Annotated in this window: 23 protein-coding genes; 10 read left to right on the top strand and 13 right to left on the bottom strand. The window is 68.4% G+C overall.

Annotated features, from left to right (window positions below):
- The coding region (locus AB0J95_RS09315; RefSeq protein WP_364754638.1) for a hypothetical protein at positions 1-240 on the top strand (240 nt) is incomplete at its 5' end.
- A gap of 660 nt (positions 241-900) precedes the next feature.
- Here AB0J95_RS09315 and AB0J95_RS09310 read toward each other — a convergent pair.
- Entirely contained in the window at positions 901-1,758 is an 858-nt protein-coding gene (locus AB0J95_RS09310) for a 3-hydroxybutyryl-CoA dehydrogenase (RefSeq protein WP_364755045.1), read from the bottom strand.
- A gap of 100 nt (positions 1,759-1,858) precedes the next feature.
- Here AB0J95_RS09310 and AB0J95_RS09305 point away from each other — a divergent pair, with 100 nt between their 5' ends.
- A complete protein-coding gene (locus tag AB0J95_RS09305) occupies positions 1,859-3,070 on the top strand; it encodes a transposase (protein WP_364754635.1) in 1,212 nt (403 codons plus the stop codon).
- 49 nt (positions 3,071-3,119) lie between these two features.
- Here the strand turns inward: AB0J95_RS09305 and icmF are convergent, their stop codons facing one another.
- Together icmF and AB0J95_RS09295 are read right to left on the bottom strand one after the other, a co-directional pair.
- Positions 3,120-6,341, bottom strand: coding sequence for a fused isobutyryl-CoA mutase/GTPase IcmF (icmF, locus tag AB0J95_RS09300; protein WP_364754632.1), 3,222 nt, complete (start codon positions 6,339-6,341; stop codon positions 3,120-3,122).
- Positions 6,342-6,422: 81 nt separating this feature from the next.
- On the bottom strand, positions 6,423-7,043 hold the full coding sequence (locus tag AB0J95_RS09295) for a hypothetical protein (protein ID WP_364754630.1): 621 nt from the start codon (positions 7,041-7,043) through the stop codon (positions 6,423-6,425).
- A gap of 25 nt (positions 7,044-7,068) precedes the next feature.
- On the opposite strand from AB0J95_RS09295, the gene AB0J95_RS09290 reads away from it, so the two are divergent.
- Entirely contained in the window at positions 7,069-7,521 is a 453-nt protein-coding gene (locus AB0J95_RS09290; RefSeq protein ID WP_364754627.1) for a peroxiredoxin, read from the top strand.
- Complete coding sequence (locus AB0J95_RS09285; protein WP_364754624.1) at positions 7,511-8,347, top strand: ADP-ribosylglycohydrolase family protein; 837 nt, start codon at positions 7,511-7,513, stop codon at positions 8,345-8,347. Before AB0J95_RS09290 ends, AB0J95_RS09285 begins: the two co-directional genes overlap by 11 nt.
- A 219-nt stretch (positions 8,348-8,566) precedes the next feature.
- Here AB0J95_RS09285 and AB0J95_RS09280 read toward each other — a convergent pair whose 3' ends face one another.
- The 6 genes from AB0J95_RS09280 to AB0J95_RS09255 all read right to left on the bottom strand — a co-directional run bounded on the left by AB0J95_RS09280 (position 8,567) and on the right by AB0J95_RS09255 (position 15,681).
- Entirely contained in the window at positions 8,567-9,238 is a 672-nt protein-coding gene (locus AB0J95_RS09280) for a polysaccharide lyase family 7 protein (RefSeq protein ID WP_364754621.1), read from the bottom strand.
- A 167-nt stretch (positions 9,239-9,405) separates the two neighbouring features.
- Complete coding sequence (locus AB0J95_RS09275) at positions 9,406-10,191, bottom strand: SWIM zinc finger family protein (protein WP_364754618.1); 786 nt, start codon at positions 10,189-10,191, stop codon at positions 9,406-9,408.
- Positions 10,191-13,370 carry a DEAD/DEAH box helicase gene (locus AB0J95_RS09270; protein ID WP_364754615.1) on the bottom strand — a complete coding sequence of 1,060 codons (3,180 nt, stop codon included), beginning with the start codon at positions 13,368-13,370 and terminating at the stop codon, positions 10,191-10,193. Before AB0J95_RS09270 ends, AB0J95_RS09275 begins: the two co-directional genes overlap by 1 nt.
- A 66-nt stretch (positions 13,371-13,436) precedes the next feature.
- On the bottom strand, positions 13,437-14,558 hold the full coding sequence (gene chrA, locus AB0J95_RS09265; protein ID WP_364754613.1) for a chromate efflux transporter: 1,122 nt from the start codon (positions 14,556-14,558) through the stop codon (positions 13,437-13,439).
- A 20-nt stretch (positions 14,559-14,578) separates the two neighbouring features.
- A complete protein-coding gene (locus AB0J95_RS09260; protein WP_364754610.1) occupies positions 14,579-14,962 on the bottom strand; it encodes a VOC family protein in 384 nt (127 codons plus the stop codon).
- A 2-nt stretch (positions 14,963-14,964) separates the two neighbouring features.
- Positions 14,965-15,681: an ArsR family transcriptional regulator gene (locus tag AB0J95_RS09255; RefSeq protein ID WP_364754607.1), complete on the bottom strand. Its 717-nt coding sequence runs from the start codon at positions 15,679-15,681 to the stop codon at positions 14,965-14,967.
- A 188-nt stretch (positions 15,682-15,869) separates the two neighbouring features.
- On the opposite strand from AB0J95_RS09255, the gene AB0J95_RS09250 reads away from it, so the two are divergent.
- On the top strand, positions 15,870-16,154 hold the full coding sequence (locus tag AB0J95_RS09250) for a hypothetical protein (RefSeq protein WP_364754604.1): 285 nt from the start codon (positions 15,870-15,872) through the stop codon (positions 16,152-16,154).
- On the opposite strand, the gene AB0J95_RS09245 is transcribed toward AB0J95_RS09250, so the two are convergent.
- Positions 16,151-16,645, bottom strand: coding sequence for a M15 family metallopeptidase (locus AB0J95_RS09245; RefSeq protein WP_364754601.1), 495 nt, complete (start codon positions 16,643-16,645; stop codon positions 16,151-16,153). The genes AB0J95_RS09250 and AB0J95_RS09245 overlap by 4 nt on opposite strands.
- Before the next feature lie 177 nt (positions 16,646-16,822).
- On the opposite strand from AB0J95_RS09245, the gene AB0J95_RS09240 reads away from it, so the two are divergent.
- Positions 16,823-17,872, top strand: a complete 1,050-nt coding sequence (locus AB0J95_RS09240) for a hypothetical protein (RefSeq protein WP_364754598.1) — start codon at positions 16,823-16,825, stop codon at positions 17,870-17,872.
- A gap of 14 nt (positions 17,873-17,886) precedes the next feature.
- Here the strand turns inward: AB0J95_RS09240 and AB0J95_RS09235 are convergent, their stop codons facing one another.
- Genes AB0J95_RS09235 through AB0J95_RS09225 form a run of 3 tightly spaced genes read right to left on the bottom strand, consistent with a single transcriptional unit; the run spans position 17,887 to position 21,175 of the window.
- Positions 17,887-18,723, bottom strand: a complete 837-nt coding sequence (locus tag AB0J95_RS09235; protein ID WP_364754596.1) for a fumarylacetoacetate hydrolase family protein — start codon at positions 18,721-18,723, stop codon at positions 17,887-17,889.
- Complete coding sequence (locus AB0J95_RS09230) at positions 18,723-19,637, bottom strand: VOC family protein (protein WP_364754593.1); 915 nt, start codon at positions 19,635-19,637, stop codon at positions 18,723-18,725. Before AB0J95_RS09230 ends, AB0J95_RS09235 begins: the two co-directional genes overlap by 1 nt.
- On the bottom strand, positions 19,634-21,175 hold the full coding sequence (locus tag AB0J95_RS09225; RefSeq protein ID WP_364754590.1) for an FAD-dependent monooxygenase: 1,542 nt from the start codon (positions 21,173-21,175) through the stop codon (positions 19,634-19,636). The genes AB0J95_RS09230 and AB0J95_RS09225 overlap by 4 nt, the downstream gene beginning before the upstream one ends.
- 136 nt (positions 21,176-21,311) lie before the next feature.
- On the opposite strand from AB0J95_RS09225, the gene AB0J95_RS09220 reads away from it, so the two are divergent.
- From AB0J95_RS09220 to AB0J95_RS09205, 4 genes are read left to right on the top strand one after another with little or no spacing between them, the layout of a single operon-like run.
- Complete coding sequence (locus AB0J95_RS09220) at positions 21,312-22,514, top strand: MFS transporter (RefSeq protein ID WP_364754588.1); 1,203 nt, start codon at positions 21,312-21,314, stop codon at positions 22,512-22,514.
- Positions 22,511-23,194 carry a class II aldolase/adducin family protein gene (locus AB0J95_RS09215; RefSeq protein ID WP_364754585.1) on the top strand — a complete coding sequence of 228 codons (684 nt, stop codon included), beginning with the start codon at positions 22,511-22,513 and terminating at the stop codon, positions 23,192-23,194. Before AB0J95_RS09220 ends, AB0J95_RS09215 begins: the two co-directional genes overlap by 4 nt.
- A 5-nt stretch (positions 23,195-23,199) precedes the next feature.
- A complete protein-coding gene (locus AB0J95_RS09210) occupies positions 23,200-24,660 on the top strand; it encodes an aldehyde dehydrogenase family protein (RefSeq protein ID WP_364754582.1) in 1,461 nt (486 codons plus the stop codon).
- Between the two features lie 8 nt (positions 24,661-24,668).
- Positions 24,669-25,454, top strand: a complete 786-nt coding sequence (locus AB0J95_RS09205) for an IclR family transcriptional regulator (RefSeq protein WP_364754579.1) — start codon at positions 24,669-24,671, stop codon at positions 25,452-25,454.
- The last annotated feature ends 374 nt before the right edge of the window (positions 25,455-25,828 follow it).

The raw sequence follows: 25,828 nt of genomic DNA, 5'->3' as shown, positions 1-25,828 counted from the left end.
CCCGGTCAGGCACGCGGCCCGGTCAGGCACGCGGCCCGGTCAGGCACGCGGCCCGGTCAGGCACGCGGCCCGGTCAGGCACGCGGCCCGGTCAGGCACGCGGCCCGGTCAGGCGCGCGGCCCGGTCAGGCGCGCGGCCCGGTTTGCCGGGCACAGCTCGGCGCACGTGGCCGCATTGCGGGGGGCGCAGCTCGGGCACACGGCGAAACTAGACCGTCCAGTACCCGACCGGGAGTACTAGACGGTCTAGTTCCGAACGATGAGGACTAGACGGATCAGTACCGCAGCCGACCCAAGCCAGTACTAGACCGCTCAGTACTCACCCAGGAGATCAGTACTGGACCGCTCAGTACTCACCCAAGCAGGTGGCACTGGACCGGCTAGTACCAAGGAACGGCCCGACTTCGCCGCAATAGGCCGCCCGCACGGGAAGTTGCCCGCTTGGGCAGTACTAGACCGACCAGTACCCGCAGTCGCCCAACCAGCCAGCAAAAGCCCGACCCGCACTCCAAGCTCGCCCAACCCAACCGGCACAAGCCCGACCAGCTCTCGAGGTCACCAGCCCAGCCAGTACTAGACCGTCCAGTACTAAACGCTGCCCGCCGGACGGGACTAGACCGCCCAGTACCGAAGGCCGCTAGCCCAGGCGGAACTAGACCGCCCAGTACTCCAGGTGGCCCGACATCGGCAGTACTGGACCGCCCAGTACTCGATGTGGCTGCTATGGGTAGTACTGGACCGCCTAGTACTCAGGGTCGCCACCGGTATGGGCAGTACTGGACCGCCTAGTACTCCGAGTCGCTGTATGAGCATTACTGGACCGCTCAGTACCCGTCGGCCAGAACTGGTCGGTCCAGTACCGACCGCGCGGTACTGGACCGACCGGTACCGCCTGGATGGATCAGTACTGGAAGAAGCCGCGGCCGGTCTTCTTGCCGAGCAGGCCCGCGTCGACCATCCGCAGCAACAGCGGCGGCGGCGAGTACAGCGGCTCCTTGAACTCGGCGTACATCGACTCGGCGATGGCCTTGGTGGTGTCCAGACCGATGAGGTCGGTGAGGCGCAGTGGGCCCATTGGGTGCGCGCAACCCAGGACCATGCCGTTGTCGATGTCGTCGGCGGAGGCGAAGCCGGACTCCATCATCCGGATGGCGGACAGCAGGTAGGGCACGAGCAGCGCGTTCACCACGAACCCGGCGCGGTCCTGGGAGCGGATGACCTGTTTGCCGAGCGTGCCCGTGACGAACGCGTCGGCGCGCGTCTGGGTCTCCTCGCCGGTGAGCAGCGACGGGACCAGTTCGACCAGCTTGAGCACCGGTACCGGGTTGAAGAAGTGCACGCCGATGACCTGTTCGGGCCGGCTGGTGGCCATGCCGAGCTTCATGATCGGGATCGACGAGGTGTTGGACGCGAAGATCGCGCGCTGGTCGGTGACCACCTTGTCCAGTGCGGTGAACACATCGGTCTTGATCTGCTCGTTCTCCGCGACCGCCTCGACGGTGAACTGCCGGTCGGCGAATTCACCGATGTCGGTGACGAAGCTGATCCGGCCGAGGGCGGCGTCGCGGTCGGAGTCGGACAGCTTGCCGCTGCGGACCCCACGGTCGAGTGATTTCTCGATCCGGCCGCGGCCGGCGGCCAGCGCCTCCGCGGACGCCTCGGTCACCTTCACGTCCAGGCCAGCCCGCGCGCACACCTCCGCGATCCCCGAACCCATCAGCCCGCACCCGACAACGCCAACCCGGCCGATCTCACTCACGCTTGCCCCTTCACTCATCGAAACTCCACCCCGGCGAAGACCCTACAGTCAGGCGCCTAGCACGGTTCCGCCTCTTGTTCAGGTCTACCCGGATTTGTCGGTGCCGTGCTCTAACGTCGATGTTGTGTGCCGCTACCGACTCGTGCCCACGTCTGACCAGGAGGTCAGGTTGTTGGAGCACTGCGCGCACGCTCGGTTCGTGTGGAACCTGGCGTGTGAACAGCATGCACATTGGCGCCCCGGGCGTGCTGCGGCGCCGGGCTACAACGAGCAGTGCCGTCAGTTGACAGCGGCACGAGCGGAGTTCGAGTGGTTGCGGACCGGCAGTGTGACCGTCCAACAACAGGCGTTGCGCGACTTCGCCCAGGCCATGCGCAACTTCTTTACCGGTACCCATGGACGGCCGTCGTGGCGCAAGGCCGGCCGGAACGAGGGCTTCCGACAGGTCGCCGTCAGACCCGACCACATTCGGCGACTCAACCGACGACATGGGCAGGTATGGGTGCCGAAGGTCGGGTGGGTTCGTTTCCGCTGGTCGCGTGGCATGCCGCCAGGATTCAAATCGTATCGTGTGTGCCGCGATCGGTCGGGGCGGTGGCATATCGCCTTCGCAGCTGTCCCTGACCCGATCTCCGCGCCTGGCAACGGTCAGACGGTCGGCGTGGACCGTGGCGTCGCGGTTTCGGCGGCTCTCTCGACCGGCGAACTGCTGCGTGTGCCCGGTCTCACCCACAGCGAACACGAACAGCTTCGCCGCCTGCATCGCCGGTTCGCTCGCAGCAAACGCGGTTCGAACCGGCGCCGTCGGGTCAAGGGGTCGATCGCGCGGCTGAGGGCCCGCGAAACTGACCGCCGAACGAACTGGGTCGAGAAGGTCTCGACCGATCTGGCCCGCCGGTTTGATGTCATCCGCGTGGAGAACCTCGCTGTCCGGAGTATGACGCGCTCCGCGAAGGGAACCGCTGATCAGCCGGGGCGCCACGTCCGGCAGAAGGCAGGGCTGAATCGAGGCATCCTCGCCAGTGGCTGGGGAAAACTGGTGAATCGGCTGGAGCACAAGGCTTCCGGCCGAATCGAGAAGGTCAGGGCCGCGTACACATCGCAGCAGTGCTCCACCTGTGGTCACACCGCGCCGGACAACCGCAAGAGCCAAGCGGACTTCCGATGCGTAGCCTGCGGGTTCTCCTGCCATGCCGATGTCAACGCCGCACGCAACATCGCCGCCGGACGGGCGGTGACAGCACGGGGAGCCCTCCAGCCATCGGGCGGGGCTGTGAACCGTGAACCTCAGCTCGCTGCCTCCGTTCCCTGATCGGCGGTAGCGCGTTGGAATCCCGGCGGCACAACCCATCGGGAGGACGTCAAACATTACGGCGGTACTGACCGCCGACCTCGAAGAAGGCCTCGGTCACCTGGCCGAGGGTGCATACCCGGGCGGCAGACATCAGCGCGGCGAACACGTTCTCGCCCGAGATCGCGGCGGTTCGCAGCCGTTGCAGCGCCTCCTGGGCCTCCTCGCGGTGTTTGGCCTGGAACTCGCGGGTCCGCTCGACCTGCGAACGCTTCTCGTCCTCGGTGGCCCGGGCGAGCTCGATCTCGATGGTCTCCTCCGAGCCCTTCTCAGGCAGGAAGGTGTTCACGCCGATCAGCGGCAGCGAACCGTCGTGCTTGCGGGTCTCGTAGAGCATCGACTCGTCCTGGATGCGGCCGCGCTGGTAGCCGGTCTCCATCGCGCCGAGCACGCCGCCGCGGTCGGACAGCCGGTCGAACTCGGCGAGCACGGCCTCCTCGACCAGGTCGGTGAGCTCCTCGATGATGAACGAGCCCTGCAACGGGTTCTCGTTCTTCGACAAGCCCCATTCCTTGTTGATGACCAGCTGGATCGCCATCGCGCGGCGTACCGACGACTCGGTCGGTGTGGTGATCGCCTCGTCGTATGCGTTGGTGTGCAAGGAGTTGCAGTTGTCGTACAAGGCGCACAGCGCTTGGAGGGTGGTGCGGATGTCGTTGAAGCTCATCTCCTGGGCGTGCAGCGAACGGCCGGAGGTCTGCACGTGGTACTTGAACTTCTGCGAGCGTTCGTTGGCGCCGTAGCGTTCCCGCATCGCGACGGCCCAGATCCGCCGCGCCACCCGGCCGATCACGCTGTACTCGGCGTCCATCCCGTTGGAGAAGAAGAACGACAGGTTCGGCGCGAAGTCGTCGATGTCCATGCCACGCGCGAGATACGACTCGACGTAGGTGAACCCGTTGGCCAGCGTGAACGCGAGCTGGCTGATCGGGTTCGCCCCGGCCTCGGCGATGTGGTAGCCGGAGATCGACACCGAGTAGAAGTTGCGGACCTTCTGCTGGATGAACCACTCCTGGATGTCGGCCATCATCCGCAGCGAGAACTCGGTGGAGAAGATGCACGTGTTCTGGCCCTGGTCCTCCTTGAGGATGTCGGCCTGGACGGTGCCGCGCACGTTCGCCAGCGCCCACGCCGCCAGCTCGGCGCGCTCCTCCTCGCTCGGCTCACGGCCGTGCTCGGCGCGGAACGCGTCGACGCGCTGGTCGATCGCGGTGTTCAGGAAGTACGCCAGGATCGTGGGCGCGGGGCCGTTGATCGTCATCGACACCGACGTGGTCGGCGAGGTCAGGTCGAACCCGTCGTACAGCGCCTTCATGTCGTCCAGCGACGCGATGGACACGCCCGAAGTGCCGATCTTGCCGTAGACGTCCGGCGGCGTGTCCGGGTCGCGCCCGTACAACGTCACCGAGTCGAACGCGGTCGACAGCCGGGTCGCCTCCGAGCCCTGCGACAGGTACTTGAACCGGCGGTTGGTGCGGAACGCGTCGCCCTCGCCGGCGAACATCCGCGCCGGGTCCTCACCGTCCCGTTTGAACGGGAAAACGCCCGCGGTGAACGGGAAAGCGCCGGGCAGGTTCTCCTTGCGCAGGAACCGCAGCACTTCCCCGTCATCATCGAACGTGGGCAGCGCGACGCGCGGGATCTTGTTGCCGGACAACGTCTCCCGTACAAGCGGGGTGTGCAGCTCCTTGTCGCGGATCTTCACCACGAGCTCGTCGCCGGTGTAGTCCTGCTTGGTCTTGGGCCAGTTCTCCAGCAACGTCTCGGCCTCGCGGTCCACCTTGGCCGCGGCGTCCTTGACCAGACCATCGACGTCCTTTGTGGACAATTCGGCGCTCTGCAGCGCCTCCCGCGTTGCCTCGAAATGCCGGAGCTTGCGCACGGCCTGAACCTGCTGCTCGGTCTTGGCGTGGTAGCCGCGGATCGTCTCGGCGATGTCGGACAGGTATCGCGCGCGAGAGGAAGGCACGACGGTCGCGGCCGAAGTGGACGTCTTGTGGTCGACCAGAGGCAGGACGCCTTCGGTTACGGCGAGCCCCTTGGTGGCCAGCTCGTCGCGCAGGAACTGGTACAGCGCGGTCACGCCATCGTCGTTGAAGGTGGCGGCGCTGGTGCCGTAGACCGGCATGTCCTCCCAGGACTTGCCGAACGCCTCCCGGTTGCGCACCATCTGGCGGCCCACGTCCCGGCGCGCGTCCTCGGCGCCGCGGCGCTCGAACTTGTTGATCGCCACCGCGTCCGCGAAGTCCAGCATGTCGATCTTCTCCAGCTGCGACGCGGCGCCGAACTCCGGCGTCATCACGTACAGCGAGAAGTCCACGAACGGCACGATCGCCGCGTCGCCCTGACCGATACCCGGCGTCTCGACGATGACCAGGTCATATCCCGCGACCTTGCACGCCTTGATGACATCCGCGAGGCCCTCAGGAACCTCAGCACCAGCCTTGCGCGTGGCCAATGAACGGAAAAAGACGGTGTCACCGTCGACGCTGTTCATCCGGATCCGGTCGCCCAGCAGCGCTCCCCCACCGCGGCGGCGGGTCGGGTCGATCGCGAGCACGGCGATCTTGACCTTGTCCTGCTGGTCCTGGCGGAACCGGCGGACCAGCTCGTCGGTCAGCGAGGACTTGCCCGACCCGCCGGTGCCGGTGATGCCCAGGACAGGCACCTCGCGCCTCGGGTTCAGCTCGCCGGTGAACACGCCGGCCTCGATCTGGGTGATCGCCCTGGCCAGCACGTCCTGGCTGCCCGCAGCAAGCCCGTCCCAGCTCTGCGGAGCCTGTTCGGCCAGGCTGTAGTCGCAGGCCTCGACCATGGTGTTGATCATCCGCGGCAGGCCCAGCTGCTGACCGTCGGCCGGCGAGAAGATGTGCGCGACACCGCGCGAGTGCAGCAGCTCGATCTCCGCGGGCACGATCACCCCGCCACCGCCGCCGTAGACCTTGATGTGCCCGGCGCCCTGCTCGTTCAGCAGTTCCACCAGGTAGGAGAAGTACTCCACGTGCCCGCCCTGGTAGGCGCTGATCGCCACGCCCTGCACGTCCTCCTGGATCGCCGCGGCGACCACCTCGCGGACCGAGCGGTTGTGCCCGAGATGGATCACTTCCGCGCCCTGGGACTGCAGGATCCGCCGCATGATGTTGATCGCGGCGTCGTGGCCGTCGAACAGACTGGCCGCCGTGACGAACCTGACCGGGTTCGCCGGGCGGTGCAGAGGCGCCTGGGTACTCATGAGAATAGTTTGACGTCCTACTATCTCGAAGACAACCCAGTGTGGCCCTCGTCTCGGCGAAAACCGCCCCCTACCTGCTGCTCAGCGCAGCAGAACGAAGACCACACCACCGACGACGGGACCCAAGAACGCGCCAACGATGACCTGGGCGGCGGTGTGGTCACGCACTTGGACGCGGGCCCACGCGACCAGTGCGACGAGCGGAACGAGCAGGAGCATGACCCACCCGTAGATCAGCAGCATGGTGGCCGTGGCCCCGCCCGCGACGGTCGCGTGCAACGAGACCTTCCACCACTTGGTGATGATCACGGCCGCGACGCACACCGCCACCATGGACCAGCCGAGGGCGATGATGTCCCTGGGCGCGTCCCAGACGAGCAGAATCACCAGACCTACGAGCGCCGACCCCAGGCACATCATCAGCGGCAGGAACCGGCGTTCCCGCTCCCGCACCCAATGGCCGTCCCATTTGCCCTGGCGGGCGCCACGCACGATGAACACCATCGGCAGCACGCTGTAGAACACGGCGACGACGATCGCCCACACGATGGTCGGCAGGAGACGGTGGCCGGTGGCGTTCCAGCCGACGCCGAACGGCAGCAGCACGACGATGACCGCGGGCGAGAGCACCTCGGTGACGATCTTGGCCAGCCGGTGCGCGGCCCCGGGAGGCGTGGGGGCAGTATTGAGCTCAGCGGTCACGGCGGAGATTATCCAGGAGGCGTACGTGGACATCGGTGACATCGCGCCCGACTTCGAACTGCCCGACGAGACCGGCACTCCGCGCAAGCTGTCGTCGTTCCTCGCCGAGGGCCCGGTGGTGCTGTTCTTCTACCCGGCCGCGATGACCAAGGGCTGCACCGCGGAGAGCTGCCACTTCCGGGATCTGGCCGCGGAGTTCGCCGAGGCGGGCGGGATCCGGGTGGGCATCAGCCCGGACAAGGTGGAACGCCAGCAGGAGTTCGCGGACACCTACTCGCTGGGCTACCCGCTGCTGTCCGACGCGGACGGCGAGGTCGCCGGGATCTTCGGGGTGAGCCGCCGGTTCGGGCCGATCAAGCGCAAGACGTTCGTGATCGACACCGATCGCAGGGTCCTGGAGACCATCAAGGCGGAGCTGCGGTTCGACGTGCACGCCGACAAGGCGCTGACGGCACTGCGGAACCGCAATGCTGGTTGAGTTAGCCATCGGGGACGCCTACGGGGCGGGCTTCGAGTACGCCCACCCGCGCTTTGTGGCCTCGCACAACACTTTGCGCGGCTACGTCCAGCACCCATCCCACCAGTCCATCGCCCCCGGCGCCTACACCGACGACACCCAGATGACACTCGCGATCGCCGAAGCGCTCGCGGACGGCCTGGAGTGGACCCCACCGGTGCTGGCGGACAAGTTCGTCGAGGTGTTCAAACGGGACCAGCGCCAGGGTTACGCGGGCGCGTTCTACCTGTTCCTGTGCGATGTCGGTTCGGGAGCGGAGTTCCTGCGCCGCATCAAACCGGACAGCGACAAGAGCGGTGCGGCGATGCGTGCGGCGCCGATCGGTTTGCTGCCAACGGTTCCGGACGTCCTGCAGCACACTTTGGTGCAGGCGCGCATCACCCACGACACTCCCGACGGCATCGCCGCGGCCCAGGCGGCCGCTCTGGCCGTCCACTACTGCCATTTCCAGCTCGGGCCGGTGGCAGATGCGGGCACATGGATCGCCGGCCAGTTGTCGAACTCCCTGTGGTCCCAACCGTGGCAGGGCAAGGTGGGCTCCAAGGGCTGGATGAGCACCCAAGCCGCCTTGACGGCATTGACGGCGCACACCTCCATGAGCGCGATCCTGCAGGCATGCGTCGCTTTCACCGGCGACGTGGACACCGTGGCCACCATCGCCTTGGCCGCCGCCTCCCGTTCACCAGAAGTCACCCAGGACCTCCCCGAAGTCCTGGTGCGAGACCTGGAAAACGGCACCTACGGCCGCGACTACCTCGCAGCCCTCGACGCCCGGCTACCCCTGTAGCGGCCATCTCCCTCGCCCAGCACCGGCGAGACGGACCACCGCCGGGGGCAGCGGCGGACGACGACCGGATCGACGACGCCGAGCCGGGATTGCGCGAGCAGCAACGCGCCGGGCAGCTCTCGCCGCAGGGCACCGCAGGGCACCGCAGGGCACCGCAGGGCACCGGCCCGGACTCGCGTCCGGGCCGGGCCTGATTCGCGAAGACCGGTCTGCTACGGGCTACTTCCGGTAGAAGTGCACGTTGCGCCACTGGTGCTCGGCGCCTGCGGTCTGCAGCGTGCCGTACACGCCGTACTTGAAGTAGTGATCGCCCTTGGGACCGTTGGTGGTGTGCACGAGCTTGCCGTTGATGTAGATGGAGTAACTGCCGCCAGTGGCGGTGGCGTTGTGGGTGACGTTGATGTGGACCCACTTGCCGTAGATGTTGCTGATCAGATCTTTGCCTCCGCCTCGGAGGGTGCCGCCGTTCTTCGCGTAGGACCTGATCATCAGTGTGGTCGCACCGTCACCGTCGTTGCCGAAGATCTGCATGGCGCTCTCGTCGTCGGTGCCCGGGCTGACCTTAAGTTCGCCCTCGAACTGCCGCTGGCCGGTCCGGTAGTTGTCCTGAACCCGGACCTCGACCCGGTTGGACCCGTTGTTGAAGAGCTTGAAGGTCTGCACCCCGCCGGATCGCGCATAGGAACCGCCGGGCCCGGAAGCGCTGTTGGTGCTGCTCGGGTAGCTCGTTATCTCGCCGCGGCTCTGGATCTGCAGGTTCCACGCGGGTTGGTGTTCCGTCCAACCGGTGCCCACCGGACCGGCGAAGGCACTCGGCTGGATCAGGACGACTCCGGCTACAGTCAGAATGGCGGTGCAGGTGATCGCGGCTAGTCTTCGTGTCCGGCGCATGACGCTCCTTGTGTGGCATTGCAGGGATACACACGGGCGGCAGCGACAAAGTATGGCCCACACCACGGCGCTGCACCAACGTCCTGAGCTCTACGCGCAATTTTCCGGCCCGAAATAAGGGTTTTACGCCCGTCGCCGGAGACCGGAACCGGCGCTCTGGATGTGGCTCAGTCAGCCCGCCGGAACTGGCGGTAGAGCGGGGTGAGGGCGGCGAGTAATGGTTCGCCTTGCACCTGGATGTCAAGGGCGTCGACGCGCAGGAGGATGGGTTCGGTCTCTTCGGGGAGGGGCGGGAGGGGGCCGGCAGTGTAGAAGTCGTCGATGTCCTCCTCGAGGGCAGGGGCTTTCGGGGTGTCCGGGCGGTGGTTGCGGTGGCGGAGCTTGGCCAGGAGGTCCTTTTTGGATCGCCCACGCCATTCGAAGATGAGGAACGGGTCCTCGTCGAACCGTTCGGCGAGCAGGAAACAGACCGCGGCCACGTGTTTGCACGGCACCGCCCAGTCCGGGCAGCTGCAGTGCATCGGCAGATCCCTTGCCGCGGAAGGGAACAGCGGCACGTCCACCTCGGCGAAGACCGACTCCACCTCCGGCGGCATCTCCCCCGCCAGCAGCTTCGCCGCGAACAACGCCTGTCCGGCAAGGCGTTCCGTGACGAGATCCCACTGTTCGGCGGTGAGCGGGCGGCAGATCAGCTTGACCGCGTAGGGCTCCGGCCGGGAGCCTTGGACCTTCGCGATCGCCTTGCCCGCGGAGATGTCGAGCGACAGCACCTGCCCGGCACGGGCATAGTTCTTGCCCCGGCTCATGCGCCCGCCGAGCTGCATGCTCTCCAGCACGCTGATGAACCGCTGCGACCACCAGGTGTTCGCGATCCGCCCTCGGGTGCTGCGCGCCTTGATGCCGCCCTCGACCTTGATCGGGCCGGTCTCCGGATAGTCCTCCCACCACGGCACTACAGCTCACCTCCCACCGCTTCGGGCGCCAGCTCGAACATCTCGCGCAGCGCGTCGGTGGACAGCTCGGTCAGCCAGTCCTCACCGCTGCCGACCACCATCTCCGCGAGCGCCTTCTTGCGCTCGATCATCTCGTCGATCCGGTCCTCGACCGTGCCGGCGCAGACGAACTTGCGGACCTGGACGTTGCGCTGCTGCCCGATCCGGAACGCGCGGTCGGTGGCCTGGTCCTCGACCGCCGGGTTCCACCATCGGTCGAAGTGGATGACGTGGTTGGCCTTGGTGAGGTTCAGGCCGACGCCACCGGCCTTGAGGGACAGGATGAAGATGCCAGGACCGTCCTCCGCCTGGAACCGTCCGACCATGGCATCTCGCTGCGTCTTGGTCACTCCGCCATGCAGGAACAGCACCGGTTGCTCGAAGCGCGCGGTGAGGTGCGCCCGGAGCATCTCACCGAACTCGGCGAACTGGGTGAAGCACAACGCCCGGTCGCCTTCGGACAGCGCGACTTCGAGGATCTCCTCCAGCCGGGCCAGTTTCCCGGACCGGCCCGGCATCCGGGAACCGTCCTTCAACACGTGCGCGGGGTGGTTGCAGACCTGCTTGAGCCGGGCGAGCGTGGCCAGGACGAGACCGCGGCGCGCCATGCCCTCGCTCTGCGCGATCTCCGCCATCATGTCGGCGACCACAGCCTGGTACAGCGAACCCTGCTCCGGGGTGAGCTGGCAGACCTCCTTCATCTCGATCTTGTCCGGCAGATCCGAGATGATGCTCCGGTCGGTCTTCACCCGTCGCAGCACGAAAGGCTGGGTGCGCCGCCGAAGCGAAGCGGTGACGCTCTCGTCGTGGTCGCGTTCGATCGGGATGGCGAACTTGGTGCGGAACGTGCCGGCCGGGCCGAGTAGCCCGGGGTTGGCGAACTCCATCACCGACCACAGCTCGGCCAGCCGGTTCTCCACCGGCGTGCCGGTCAGGGCGACCCGGTGCGCCGCCGGTAGCGACCGCACCGCCCTGGCCTGCTTGGACCCGGAGTTCTTGATGTTCTGCGCCTCGTCGAGAACCACCCGGTGCCAGCCGAGCTTTGCCAGGGCTTCGGTCTCCCGCGCGACCACACCGTACGTCGTGATCACGAGATCGGCCGCCGCCACCTCCCCGGCCAGCGCCTCGCCGGACACCCTGCTGCCGCCATGATGCACGTAGACCTTCAGCTCCGGCGCGAACCTCGCCGCCTCCCGCTGCCAGTTGCCGACCACGGACATCGGGCACACCAACAGGTTCGGCCTGGTCCCCTCGGCGGCGATGAGGGCCAGCAGCTGAACGGTCTTGCCCAGCCCCATGTCGTCGGCCAGGCACGCACCCAGACCGAGCCTGGACAGGAAACTCAGCCACGCCAGGCCCCGTTCCTGGTAGGGCCGCAGCGTTGCCGCGAAACTGTCCGGTGTGGACACTGGTTCGAGCCGTTCGGACAACCGCCCGGCCAGCACGTCGCCCAGCCAGCCGTCCGCCACGACATCGGTGACCGGCACGTCCAGACCGATCGCGGCCAGCGCCTCGTCGGCCTGGAGCAGGTCGCGGGCGGTCATCTCCCCGGCGCCGTCCTGTTCGAGGAAGGCCAGCGCGCGCCGCAGCCGTACCTGGTCCAGCTCGACCCATTGCCCGCGCAACCGCACCAACGGTGCCTTCGCCGCGGCCAGTTCGGCGATCTCCGCCTGGGTGAGCTCGCTGTTCCCGACCGCGAGCTCCCATTGGTAGCTCACGATCTGGTCCAGCCCGAGGCCGCCGCTGACCACCGCGCTCGTTCCCGGCTCGCTGGACGAACTCGCCTTGAGCCGCAACCCCAGCGCCGCCGACCCCCGCTGCAGGGCCGACGGCAGCTGGACACCGAACCCCGCCAGTGTCAGGGCATTCGCGGACTGCCGCAGGAACCGGTGCGCACCTTCCGGATCGGTGCGCAGCTCGTCCGGCGCACTCACCCTGAGCGCCGCGTCCAGCTCCGGATACACCCGGCTGGCCCGCCCCAGCCCCGCGAGCAGCACCTCCTCCGGATGCTCGGCGTGTCGCGCCAGCAACTTCGCCGTTCCCGTGCCCTCCCAGACATCCTTCGCGGACGCGGTCAGGCTCGGATCCTCGGTGGCCTGCAACAGGAACTCGACCCGCCAGTCCGGGTCCTCGTCGGTCGGCACCGCGAGCCGGAAGCACGTGCGCAGTGGCCCCACCGGCGGCGCCACCGACTCATGCCACGCCGCCAGCGCCGCTGCCAGCTCGTCGAGATCCCCAGCCCTGGCTCCTTCACCCGTGGCCACCCGGGACCCCGCTGCGACCACAGCGTCCGGTTCCCGATGACCCGATTTCCTCCGGCCAGCAGAGATTCTTGAGCTCGCGGCGGCCACAGCGCGGGCGGCTGGCTCATGCTCGCCATCCGCGGCCGGCGAGGCCTCGTCCAACTCCTCTGGCTCCGCACCGGTCAGCGAGCCCGGCTTCCCTTGCACCACAGCCCGGGCCTCGGAGTCCGGCACGGTGAGAGCGTGCAGCCACCGCTCCACCACGGTGTCACCCCTCTCGACGGGCTCCACGCGGGAACGGACCACCGCGTCGGTCAGCGCCTTCAGGACTTCGTCGAAGACCTCGTTCTTCGCCCGTCCCTCGGGTGCTTCGGCGCGGACCACCGCGGGCATCGCCTTGAGCAGGGCCCGTGCATGGTCGCCATCCGCCCCGACCAGCTGAGGCACCCACACGGCCCGGTCGCCGTCCAACCCCGGCAACACCTGCCCACGCCCCACCAACGATTCCGCGAAGTTCGCCACAGCGGCCAGCCACCGCCACGACCCGCCCGCGGTCTCCACTGGGGTCTCCGCCAGCACCCGCACCGCCTCGGCGGGTGTGAGGTCCACAGTGGACACAGTCCACGGCATCAGCCGGGCCGCGCCCGCCCGGCCCGGTTCGGCCCGCACCAGTTCCGGTGCCGCCACCGGCCCGCCGCCACGGGACGGCAACACCACGTCGACCTCGCCCTCGACCCCGGTGTCGACCAGCTTCCGCAACGTCACCGTCGACGCCGCGAATGGATGCGGCCTGGCCTTGCGCGCGCGGCTGGGCAGCTCAGTAGTGGCGGGCAGGGTGGCGTCCTCGGCCCACACCCCGACCCCACCGGCCGACCAGACAGCGTGCACAACAAACATGGGAAAGACCTTATCCGCCCCCACCGACAATTCCGGGAGCCCACCTCTGACCAGCGAAAACCTGGTTCAGAGCGGGATCGCGGCGCCGCTGAGGGCAAGCACGACGCCCGCCGCGCCGGCGGCCAGGAGAGTCAGCACGACGCCTCGCCTCAGCACCAGCAGCAGGATGGCCGCTCCAGCCAGAACGGCGAACTGCCAGGGCTTGCCAAGGCTCAATGTCAGCGGGATGGCCGAACCGAAGATCGCGCCGATCGCCGCGGGTCCGGCGCCGTCGAGGAACGCGCGAACGTGGCGGTTGCCGCGCAACCGGTCGAAATGCTTGGCACCAATCAGGATGAACGCGAAGGACGGACTGAAAGCGACCACTGAGGCCAGAATGCCGCCCACCAGACCCGCAGCGGCGTAACCGACCACAGCCACGGTCTGCACGACTGGACCTGGGGTGATCTGACCCAGTGCGACCGCGTTGAGGAACTCGCCGCCGGTCATCCAGTGGTAGCGGTCCACGGCGTCCCCGCGCATCAACGGAATGATCACGAACCCGCCGCCGTAGGACAGCGCGCCGACCTTCAACGCCACCCACGCCACCGACAGCAACGCACCCCCGCCGACGGCCAGCGACTTGAGCGGGAGCGCCAGCATGGCCTGCCGGGGATAGCGGATGGCGAGTTCGACGCAGCCGCAGGCAAGCAGGACGAGAACCAGCCACGGCCCGAGCGTCGCCGCGGCCGCAATCCCGGCGGCAAGGTAGATGCCCCAACGGATGCGGCCTCCCGCGGCACGCCAACTGGGACGGACGAGGCCGGTCCCCGCGTGCAAGGCCACGGCCGCCACCGCAGCGCCCGCACCGGCTCCCGCGCCGCGGACCCACATCGGCGGGTTGCCCAGGAACAATGCGGCCAGAGCGAGAATGACCACCAAGCCGGGCAGGATGAACGCAGCGCCACCGACCAGTGCGCCGCCACGGCCGCGGACCCGCCAGGCGCAGAAGATGGCGAGCTGGGTCGAAGCCGGGCCGGGTAGCAGGTTGCACGCGGCGATCGCGTCCTCGAACTCCCGCTCGGAAAGCCATTTCCGGCGTTCCACGCACAACGCTCGCAGCAGGGCGATGTGCGTTGGCGGGCCACCGAACCCGATGCAGCCGATCCGTCCCCACTCCCGCAGCACTGTCCACAGTCGCGGCGCCACGGCGGTGTCCGCGGGTGGGTTCACCGGGCGGCCGGCTGGAAGAGCTCGACCGGGTTGCCGGACGGATCGTCGAACACGATCTGCTTTCCGCCCGGTCCAGTGACGATGTCGCTGCGGAACTGGATCCCGGCGTCGCGCAACCGGGCGACCTCCGCCTCGATGTCGGACACGATCAGGTGAATCCGGTTCCAGCCGCCCGGTCCGGGCCTGGTGCCGTCGGGCATCGGCCGACCCGCCGAACTGGCCGGTCCGCTGAGCAGCAGCCGCAGGCCGCCGCGGGTCACATCGGCGAACGCCGGAGGGAAGTTCGTGTGCACCTCGAAGCCGAGGTGCGTGGTGTAGAAGTCGATGGCGGCCTCGACGTCGTCGACCAGATACCGCACGCTGACGAGTTCTGTAGTCATGGTCAGTCCTTGAGATCGGCCAGAGTGGGTTGCAGGAACCGGATCCGCGTGTCCAGTTCCACCGCGGTGCGCTGAAATGCCTCCAGGTCACCGGGATCGGCCACACTCCAATGGATCATGCGCGGGAACGGCGGGCACACCTCCCGAACCCGGTCGCACAAGGTGATCACCAGGTGAAAACGCTTGTGGCTGACGGAATCCAAATGTGCCGGCTCGTGCCGGAGGGTGATGCCATAGCCGGCCATCACCTGAACAGCGTTGGGGTTCAACGGCTTGGGCTGACTGCCCGCACTGGACACCTCGACCCGCGGGCCGACCCGGTGCCGCAGCAAAGCTTCGGCCATCGGCGATCGTCCACTGTTCCCCGTGCACAGGAACAACACTCTCCGCGGAGCTGCCGGCATCGGCCTGGGATCGGCACGAAGCCCTGGATGCAACGCGGCACCGGCGTCAGCGAGCGCCTCGGCGCAACGCTCAAGATCCAGCCGGTAGTAGGTATCCCGCCCATCGAAACTGCTGCGCCGCGTCCCCACCAACCCGGCCCCGCGGAGCTTCCCCAAGTGGTAGGACACCAGATTCTGCGGCTCCCCCACCGCCTCGACCAGCTCCCGCACCCTGCGGTCACTCTGAGCCAGCTCCCGCAGCAACCGCCAGCGCACCGGATCCCCCGCCAGCCGCAGGAACGGCGGCGGCAGCTCGGAACCCTTGCTCACCGACACCGGGCGACAATACATCAACCCAGATTGATACATCAACCGCAGCCAGCCTGGGCGGGAAAAGATCCCGCTGTCACTGCACCGACGCGCACGGCGCCATCGGCCGACGGCGGATCCCGCGACAGGGGCCAGCAGGAGTTCCGGCAGAACGACTCGCCGACGTTTCCGACGGTCACGCCGGGGCGAGGACCGTGCCGACGAGCCGTCGGCAGGCCACGCGGGACGAGTGCGACGGGCGTGGCCTGCCAGCCGGATTCGGCACCGAGGTCACCAGCGCGGTGTTCGACGACTCGGCGGCGAGGTGGACGGGCGGCACGGCGGGCGGCGAGACGTTCGGGTTCGGCGTGCTCATCTCCGCGGCCGGCCAGCTCACCCGGCCCGTGCGGCCGGACATTGCGGGGAAGTCCCGGGAGGGCGGAGGGGGCGGCCCTGGCCCGGGAGGAGTCTGGATCTGGTTCAGCTGGGCACCGGTCTAGTCGCCGTCCCGGCGGTAGGGCGGGCATTGGCCGCCGGGGGTGGTGAGAAGCTCGAAGTGCCACATCTCGTTGTTGTAAGCCTGGCAGAGGCCGTACTTGGCGCCGTGCTGGATCAGCCAGTCGTCGGCTTTGGTGGGGCCGATGTCGATGGCTTGGCCGAGGACGTGGCGGGAGGTGTCGGGGGTGGCGACGAACCTCCGGGCTCTGTCGAGGCTGCCGTAGCGGTCGACGGCCTCGTCGAGGAGGTGTTGCTGGTAGGTCTTGCTGCGCCAGCCGGAGGTAACGCGGAACTCGACCCGGTCGCGAGCGTCCGTGGCGGCCTGCTGGACGGCGGCACGCAGTTGCGGGTCGAGGTTGGCGATGGCGGGGTGGTTCGCGTCGAACGGGCTGATGGTCTCGCCCTCCGGGATGCTGCCGTCCTGCTCGCCGTAGGCGGGTGAGCAGGCGGTCAGGGCCGCAGCGACGAACGGGACCAGGCAGGAGTACCTCACCCCTGGAACTGTGGCCGCCGAGTGTCGGCATCCGATGCTCGGAATGTCGTGGTTGTGTCACAACTTGCCCACCAGCCGGGACACCAGTGCCCTCAACTCCCGGAAATCCTTGCCCCGCAGGGTAAACATGGGCGCGGCGGTGGAAACGCGCGGCCATGATCGACAAGCATGGCGGTCATGAGACTCTCCAGGGTTCTGTCGTGCGCGGTGACGGCGGTGCTCGCCGCGACCACCCTCGCGGGAACTGCCGACGCCGGTCCGGCTCACGCGCGGACCATCCCGGCCCACGTGTTCGCGCCGTACTTCCAGGCCTACCTGCCCGACGATCCGGGCGAGCTCGCTGCCGCGTCGGGCGCGCGCTACCTCACCATGGGCTTCTTGCACACCAACAAGCCTGGTGAATGCGAGCCGTACTGGAACGGCGTGCCGCAGACCCCGGTAGCGGAGTCGTCCTACGGTGCCGGGATCACCCGGATCAAGGCCATGGGCGGCGACATCATCCCGGCGCTGGGCGGCGCCTACGCCGGTGAGCTCGGCCTCGATCTGGCCGACAGCTGCACGGATGTCGATGCCATCGCGGCCGGCTTCCAGAAGCTGGTCACCACCTACGACATCAGCCGGATCGACCTGGACGTCGAAGGCGCCTCGCTGGACAACGCGGCCGGGATCGACCGGCGCAACAAGGCGATCCGCAAGACCCAGGAGTGGGCCGCGGCCAACGGCCGAATTGTTGAATTCGTGTACACGTTGGGCACCTCGCCCACGACCGGCGTGATCAGCCCGGGCGTGACCATCCTGCGCAACGCCATCGCCAACGGCGCCGAGGTCCGGATGGTCAACATCATGACCTTCGACTACTACGACGACAAGCAGCATGACATGTTCGAGGACGCCCGCACGGCCGCTCAGGCCACAGTGGACACTCTGCGCGGGCTGTATCCGGCCAAGACCTCCGCTCAGTTGTGGAACATGGTCGGTATCACCGAGATGGTCGGGCTGGACGACTACGGGTCGAACGGCGAGACCGGGCCGCCGGAGGTGTTCACCGAGACCAACGCGATCAAGCTGACCATCTGGGGCTGGCTCAAGGGCGTCGGCCAGCTGTCGTTCTGGGCATTGGCCCGTGACAACGGCAAGTGCCCCGGTCAGCACCAGGAGGACTGCTCCGGTGTGCAACAGGCGCCGTGGCAGTACACCAAGACCATGAAGGCCTTCACGCACCGCTAGCACTGTGCCGGAACCTATCCGGCTGTGACGGTTTCGGCGCGCACGCGGTTGGTCAACCGGCCCACTCCCGCGACCTCGACGGTGATCTCGTCGCCGTCCCGCAGGAACAGCTGGGGCTCCCGGCGGAATCCGACCCCGCCGGGGGTCCCGGTGAGGATCACGTCGCCGGGTAACAGCGTCGTGAACTCCGAGACAGCCGCGATCAGCGTCGGGATGTCGAAGATCAGGTGCGAGGTGTCCGAGGACTGCAGCACCTCCTCGCCGAGCACGGTCCGAACCTCGGCCGCCGACAGGTCGACCTCGTTGGGCAGCACCAGGTACGGACCGAGCGGGGTGGAGTGGTCCCACGCCTTGCCCGCTAACCATTGGTGCGTCTTGTATTGGTAGTCGCGCATGGTGATGTCGTTGGCGACGGTATAGCCCAAGACGTGGTCGTAGGCCTTTTCGTACGGGATCCGCCGCCCCGTCCTGCCGATCACCACGGCCAACTCGGCCTCGTAGTCGACCTGAGTGGACTCCGGCGGCAGCAGGATGTCGTCACTGGGGCCGATCAGGCTGCTCGCGAACTTGGTGAACAGCACTGGATACGTGGGCAGCTCACGCCCGGTCTCGCCGACGTGCGCGTGGTAGTTCAGGCCCACACACACGATCTTGTCCGGCTGCGGGATCACCGGCCGCAGGTGAACGTCACTGACACGCACCGCGTCACCGGGGATCTCCTGGGCGGCGGCGAGCGCCTCGATCGTGGTGTCGCGGCCGAGTTCGGTCAGCCAGGACAACGGGATCAGCCATTCGCCGTCCACCCGGCCGACCCGGTTCTGCCCGGCGTGGACGTAGCTCGCGTACGGCATCAGTTTCCTTCCGAGGTCTTGCGCCACTGGGGCAGCTGACCGCCCCACAGGTTCACGCTCCTGGGTTGCGGCTCCCACCGGCGGGGCACGTACTCGACGCGGTCGTCGTGGAACTTCTCCATCTCCGCGGACAGCTCGATGTGGTTGCCGGCCGGGTCGTCGAAGAACACGAACAGGTTGTTGCCCGGGCCGTGCCTGCCAGGGCCCCATGCCACATCCACGCCGATGTCGGTCAGCCGGTCGCACCAGGCCTTGAAGTCCTCCCATTCGGCCAGGTCGTAGGAGTAATGGTCCAGGCCCGTCCGACCGCTGCCGACGATCGCCAGGGTGTGGTGGTCGCGGTTGCTGCGCAGCCAGGCGAACCCGCCGTCGGCCAGCTGGTCGGAGATCCGGAACCCGGCCGTGCCGACGTAGAACTCCGCCATCCGGGCCACATCCGCGGTGGCCAGCGTGACGTGCTGGTACTTGATCGGCCGGCGGCCGGTGTCGGCCGCGTTCTCGCCCTGGCGGTAGACCGCGTTGTGGAAGTGCACGGTGTTGCCGTCGGGATCAGTGGTGCTGATGCCGCTGGCCTTGCCGATCGCATAGTCCACGTAGGACTCATCCAGCTCGGTGACCTGCTCCAGCCGGGCGGCGATGGCGTCCACACCGCCGGGATCACGCACCTCGAAACCGAAGTGGTCCAGCGCGGCCGGTCCGGGCAGCAGGTCGAGCACGTGGTGCCCGGTCCCCCAGCCCAGCCGGGCGCCGCCGTCCGGCAGGTCCTGCTGGACGACCAGGCCGAGCACGGTCGCGTAGAACTCGACGGCGGCGGGTACGTTCGGCACGCGGAAACCGATGTGCGACACGGCGGTCTGCCGCAGGGAACCGGCCGCTCCCGGCTCCGGCAGCACGACACGGACGGGTTTGCTCATGACAGCGCCTTTCGTTCAGCAGTCCAGAACAGGTCGGGGGAATCGCCGGGCCGCCAGGAGGCGGCCACGAAACGGTCCGGGCGCAGCAGGACGAACCTGCCGCGGTAGCCGGCGAACTCGGTGTCCAGCCCGCCGTCGACGTCCACGAACGCCCGGCCGGCCCGGGCGGGTAACCGGTCCTCCGTCGCGACGTGCACGACTGACGGCGACAAGGATTGGGTGAGCGCGGTGGCTGCCGGGTAGTCCGCGAGCTCGACGTCGACGCCGAGCAGCGCCCAGCCCTCGCCGACCGCGTCGTCGAACATCGTCGTCCGGTGCTGCCCGGTGTCGAAAACCCTTGGCTGGCCGACAACAGCGCCGCCGCCATCGGTCACCAGACCGCTGCGGTAGTGCTGCGGCGGCCGGTAACGCATCTCCTCCAGATAGCCGCGCCCGGCCGGGGTGCCCAGCGCCCGGTCGATCAGCCGGTCGCGGCGGGCGGCGAAGGCGGCGTTGGTGGTCATCACGACGCGGCCGAGCTTCTCCGACAACCGGACGGTCGCCTCGGCATGCGGCCTGCGCTCGGTCTCGTAGCTGTCCAAAGCGGACTCGTCGAGCCGTCCGGCCAGCACGTCGGCGATCTTCCAGGCGAGGTTGCCCGCGTCCCGGATGCCGGAGTTGAGGCCCTGGCCGGCGAACGGCGGCATCATGTGCGCCGCGTCGCCGAGCAGGAACGTCTTGTCCTTGCGCCATTCGTTGGCCACGACGGCGTTGAACCGGTAGTTCACCGCGCGTTCGACCTGGCCAGGCTCGATCGGCCGGAACGGCGCCAGCAGCGACCGGACCAGTGAGAACGACGGCGGCACACCAGCCGCACCCTCGCCGGGGTGCAGCAGGAACTCGTAGCGGCACCGGCCATCGCGCCCGGGCACGACCACATGCGGCCGCGCCGGGTCGCCGTGGTGCATGCCGTAGCGCTCGTCGTGCGGGTCGTCCAGCACGTCCGCGACCAGCCACACGTCCTGGTGACTGCGCCCGGTCATCCCGACGCCCAGATGCTCGCGCACGGTCGACCGGCCGCCGTCGCAACCGAGCAGATAGCGGGCCCGCAGCAGGGACCCGTCACCGCATTTCAGCTCCACACCGCCGGCGTCCTGGGTGAACCCGAGCAGTTCGGTACCCATCCGCACGGTCGCGACCTCACGCAGGTGCGCCATCAGCTCGCGCTCGAGATCGGGCTGCGCGAACGGGTTCTTGAACGGATACCCGAAGCGGTAGGGCCGCGCCGCCCGCGCCTGGAACACCGGCCGCCCCGCGGCGTCGTAGTACCGCGTGCCCGTGCCCGGGACGATGATGCCCAGCACCCGCTCCCCCAGGCCCGCCCACTGGTACACGCGCAGCGCCTCGTCGTCGACGCTGATCGCCTTGGGGGCGTCGCTGGTGGTCGCGTTCCGTTCCACCACGACCACTTCCAGGCCCAGCCGGACCAGGAGCGCGGCCGCGGTCATCCCGACCGGGCCGGCCCCGGCCACAGCGACGTCGAACTGCCGTACTCGCACGGGACCTCCTCCGATCGCACTCCGCTGGCGATTCGAAGCTACCGTGCCGCAGTCCTGAATACAAGGACTTGCGTTTTGAATTTCAGGACTCTATGGTCGACGGCGTCAGGGGGCACGTCACAGTCGAGGAGTCCCGATGCCGAACCGGACAACCAGTTCGTGGGCAGTGGTGGCCCTGTGCGCGACCGTCGTGGTCGCCGAGGGTTACGACCTGATCGTCTACGGCGCGCTGCTGCCGAGGCTGCTGACCGAACCGGGCTGGGGCCTGACCGCCGCCGGGGCGGGCGAGCTGGGCAGCCTGGTCTACGTCGGCATGCTCGTCGGCGGGCTGCTGGGCGGCCGGCTGACCGACAGCTACGGCCGCCGGTCCATTGTGCTCGCCTCGATCGGGATGTTCACGGTGTGGACGTTCGCCTGCGCACTGGCCCAATCCCCTTGGCAGCTCGGGCTTTTCCGGTTGCTGGCCGGGCTGGGCATGGGTGCGGTGATCCCGTCGGCACTGGCACTCGCGAAGGAATATTCACCCGAAGGTAGGACACCACTGACAGTCACGATCTTGATGGCGGGCGTGCCGTTGGGGGGAACGAGCGCGTCCCTGCTCGGGCTGGCGGTGCTGCCCGCGTACGGGTGGCGGCCGATGTTCCTGATCGGCGGGGCGATCTCGGTGCTCATCCTGCTGGTCGCGGTGACCCGGCTGCCGGAGTCGGACCAGTTCGACGGCGCCCGCGCGCAACGCACCCGGCTCGCGGAGCTGTTCGGCCGCAGATTCGTGCTGATCTCGGTGCTGTTCTGCCTCGCGTCCGTGCTCAACCTGCTGACCTGGTACGGGATGAACACCTGGCTGACCACGCTGATGCGCGAGCTGCGCTACCCGCTGACGTCCGCGCTGCAGTTCTCCATGACGCTCAACATCGCGGCGGTGGCCGCGTCGTTCGCGTTCGCCGCTGCCGCACGGCGTTGGGGCGCGCGACCGATGGCTGTGCTGTGCGCTTTGCTGACGGCGGCCGGGATCTTCGGTGTGGCACTCGGTACCAGCAGCACGCTCTTACTGCTGGTGTTGATCGCCCTGATCGGCGCGGGCGCGCACTCCGCGCTGAACATGGTGATCTCGTCGGTCGCCGACTCGTATCCGGTGCGGCTGCGCGGGACTGCGATCGGGTGGGCGAACGGCATGGGACGATCCGGCGCGGTGCTCGCACCGGCACTGGGCGGCTGGGTGCTGTCCGCCGGCCTCGGCCCGCGCGCGGTGTTCTACACGTTCGCCACCACCGCGCTGTGCGCGGCCGTGGTCGTCTCGGTGCTCGTTCTCGCGGAACGTCGGCAGGAGGCGTTGGTATGAAGGAGATCATCGCGGGCGTGGTCCGGGCGCACCACGCCCTCGCGTCGGCCGGGCAGGCCGACATGGTGTGGGGCCACGTGGCCGTCCGCGATCCGGAGGGACGCGGCGTCTGGATGAAGGCGGCCGGCTGGGGCTTCGAGGAGATCGAGGCGCAGCGTGTGCTGCTGGTGTCCTGGGACGGCGAAGTGCTTGCCGGCGACGGGAAACGACACATCGAGTACCCGATCCACACCGGCATCATGGCCGCACGGTCCGATGTGGACTGCACGATCCACACCCATGCCATGGCCGCCACTGCGTTCGCCTCGCTGGAGGTGCCGCTGCGGGCGATCAACCACGACGGTGTGCCGTTCGCCGATCCCGACGTGCCGCGGTTCACCCGGACGGGAGCGTTGATCCGGACGGACGAGCTCGGCGCGGCGCTGGCCGAGACGCTCGGTGACGCGCGCGGATGCCTGATCCCCCAACACGGACTGGTCGTGGCCGGGCCGGATGTCGCACACGCCGTGATGTACGCGGTACTGCTCGACCGGGCCTGCCGCGCCCAGCTCACCGCGATCGCCGCGGGCGGACCGAAACGCTGGTCCGACGCCGAGGAGATCACCACCAAGATGGCCGAATGCTGGCCGCCGTCCCAGATCGAAGCGGGCTGGAACTACCTGACCCGGCTAAGGAGTTGAACACGGTGCCTGACATCACCGAGATCACCGCGCAGACCCGCGCACACGACTGGCGCCTGCTCGTCGGCGGCCGGCTGGTCGAGGCGAACTCGTTCTACGACAACACATCCCCGGTCAGCGGGGAGGTGATCGCGCGGGTGCCGGACGCCGGGCCGGCCGAGGTGGACGCCGCCGTGTCCGCCGCGGCCGCGGGCTTCCCGGCCTGGGCGGCGACGCCGATCACCGAGCGCGCCGCGATCGTCCGGGAGATCGGCGCCCGGCTGCGCGCCAACGCGGCCGAGCTCGGCGCACTGGACACAGTGGACGGTGGCAACATCATCCGGCTGTCGCAGGCGGATGTGCTGCGCGGCGCGGAGATGCTGGAGTACTTCGCCGACCTGGCCCGCGGGCTGACCGGGGAGACCGTCCCGATCTCCGCGAACGCCCTGCACTACACCACCCATCAGCCGATCGGCGTGGTCGCGCGGATCATCCCGTACAACCACCCGATCATGTTCGCCGCGGGCAAGATCGCCGCTCCGCTGGTCGCCGGGAACTGTGTGCTGCTCAAGCCACCGCACCAGACGCCGTTGTCCGCGCTGCGGCTCGGTGAGCTGGTGGCCGATCTGCTGCCCGACGGTGTGTTGTCGATTCTGACCGGGCAGGGACCGGCGACCGGCGAGGCGATCGTGCGGCACCCGGGGGTGCGGCGGATCGCGTTCATCGGCAGTGCCCGGGCCGGGCTGGCGATCCAGAAAGCGGCCGCGGAGGTTGCGGTCAAGCAGGTCACCCTGGAACTGGGCGGCAAGAACGCGATGGTGGCGTTCCCGGACGCCGACCCGGCCGCGGTGGCCAAGTCGGTGGTGGAGGGCATGAACTTCACCTGGGCCGGCCAGTCCTGCGGGTCGACCACCCGGTTACTCGTGCACGAGGACATCAAGGACGCGACCGTCGCCGAGATCGGCGCGATCCTGCGCGGGCTCAAACTCGGCGACCCGTTCGACGAAAGCACCGACGTCGGCACGCTCGTGTCGCAGGCGCAGTTCGACAAGGTCACCGGATACATCAGCATCGCCCGCGAGGACGGCGCCACCCTGGCGTCGGGTGGATCCGTGGTCCCCGGCCAGGCCTTGTGCGTGGAGCCGACCGTGTTCACCGATGTCACGCCGGAGATGCGGATCGCCCGGGAGGAGGTGTTCGGCCCGATCGTGTCGGTGCTGTCGTTCCGCGACGAGCAGGAGGCCGTGCGGATCGCCAACTCGGTCGAGTACGGGTTGACAGCGTCGGTCTGGACCAACGATCTGCGCCGTGCGCACCGGGTCGCCGCCGCGTTGGAAGCGGGCTACGTATGGGTGAACGGGTCGTCAGTGCACTACGTCGGCACGCCGTTCGGCGGGGTCAAGTCGTCCGGTCTGGGCCGGGAGGAATGCCTCGAGGAGCTCGTGTCCTTCACCGAGACGAAGGCGGTCCACGTGACATACGCATAATGTTGCCTATGGCTGGACGTGAATCGGCGTATCGCGAACGGAACTCGACCGCCGACCGAGCACTGGACATCCTGGCCATGTTCGACGACTCGATGCCGGTGATCTCCGGCCTGGAGGTCGCGAGCAGGCTCGGCGTGGCCAAGTCCACCGCCTACCGCTACCTGCAGAGCCTGGTGGCCGGGCACTTCCTGGAGGAGGCTCCCGGCGGCGGGTTCCGGCTGGGGCTGCGGATCCTGGAACTGGCCCGGGTGGCGCGCAAGTCCTATGGGCTGTCAGAGGTCGCATCGCCGGTGATGAGCGCGCTCGCGGAGTACGTGCACGAGACGGTGCTGCTCACCCGCCGGGTCGGTGACCTGGTGGTGTGCCTGGACCGCGTGGAATCGCAGGCCCACCGGGTTCGCATCTCCTACGAGCGGGGCAGCACCCTGCCGATCAACGCCGGTGCCTCCGCGCTGGCGCTGCTGGCCTGGGACGACCCCCAGGAGGCGCGTGCGGTCCTGTCCGCCCGGCCGCTCGACCGGTTCACCCCCGCGACAGTGACCGACGTGGACGCCCTGATGGAACGCCTCGAGCAGATCCGGCGGGACGGCTACGCGTCCTCCCGCGCCGAACTCGACCCGGACGTGTACGGCATTGCCGCACCCATCCGCGACGAGGGCGGCGAGGTCGTGGCCGCCATCAGCGTCGCCGCCGTCGCCGCCCGGGTCACCACCGAGGACGAGCCGAGCCTCATCGACCGCGTCCGCGCCGCCGCGGACGAGATCAGCGGCGGCTTGGCCCTCGCCAGCGGCTAGCCGGGGATCAACACCCACACCAGCGGGCGGACCACGGGCAGCAGAACCAGCGCAGCTCGGCACAGCTGCTGTTCCCGCGACCCACTCACCGACCGCCCGACAGCGACAACCCAGCCCGCCCGACATCGATAACCCAGTTGTGCCCTGCTCTTTGGAGCCAGGCCCAGTTCGGCACGGACACATCCCGGCAACCTCGCTCAACGACTGACCGATCCCCCACCCAGCCAATGGATCGCCACCCACAAGACCAGATCCCATCGAGCACCACACAGGCCCACGAACTCGGCCAACGGCTGACCGACCGCCACCCAAACCGATGGATCTCCAGCGACGAGACCAGACCCGATCCGGCACCGAACAGCCCGCGCAACTCA

This window comes from Actinocrispum sp. NPDC049592 (assembly GCF_040675465.1).
Lineage (GTDB): Bacteria > Actinomycetota > Actinomycetes > Mycobacteriales > Pseudonocardiaceae > Kibdelosporangium.
The sequence above is the reverse complement of the archived record's forward strand: the minus strand, read 5'-3'. Positions and strand labels throughout refer to the sequence as shown.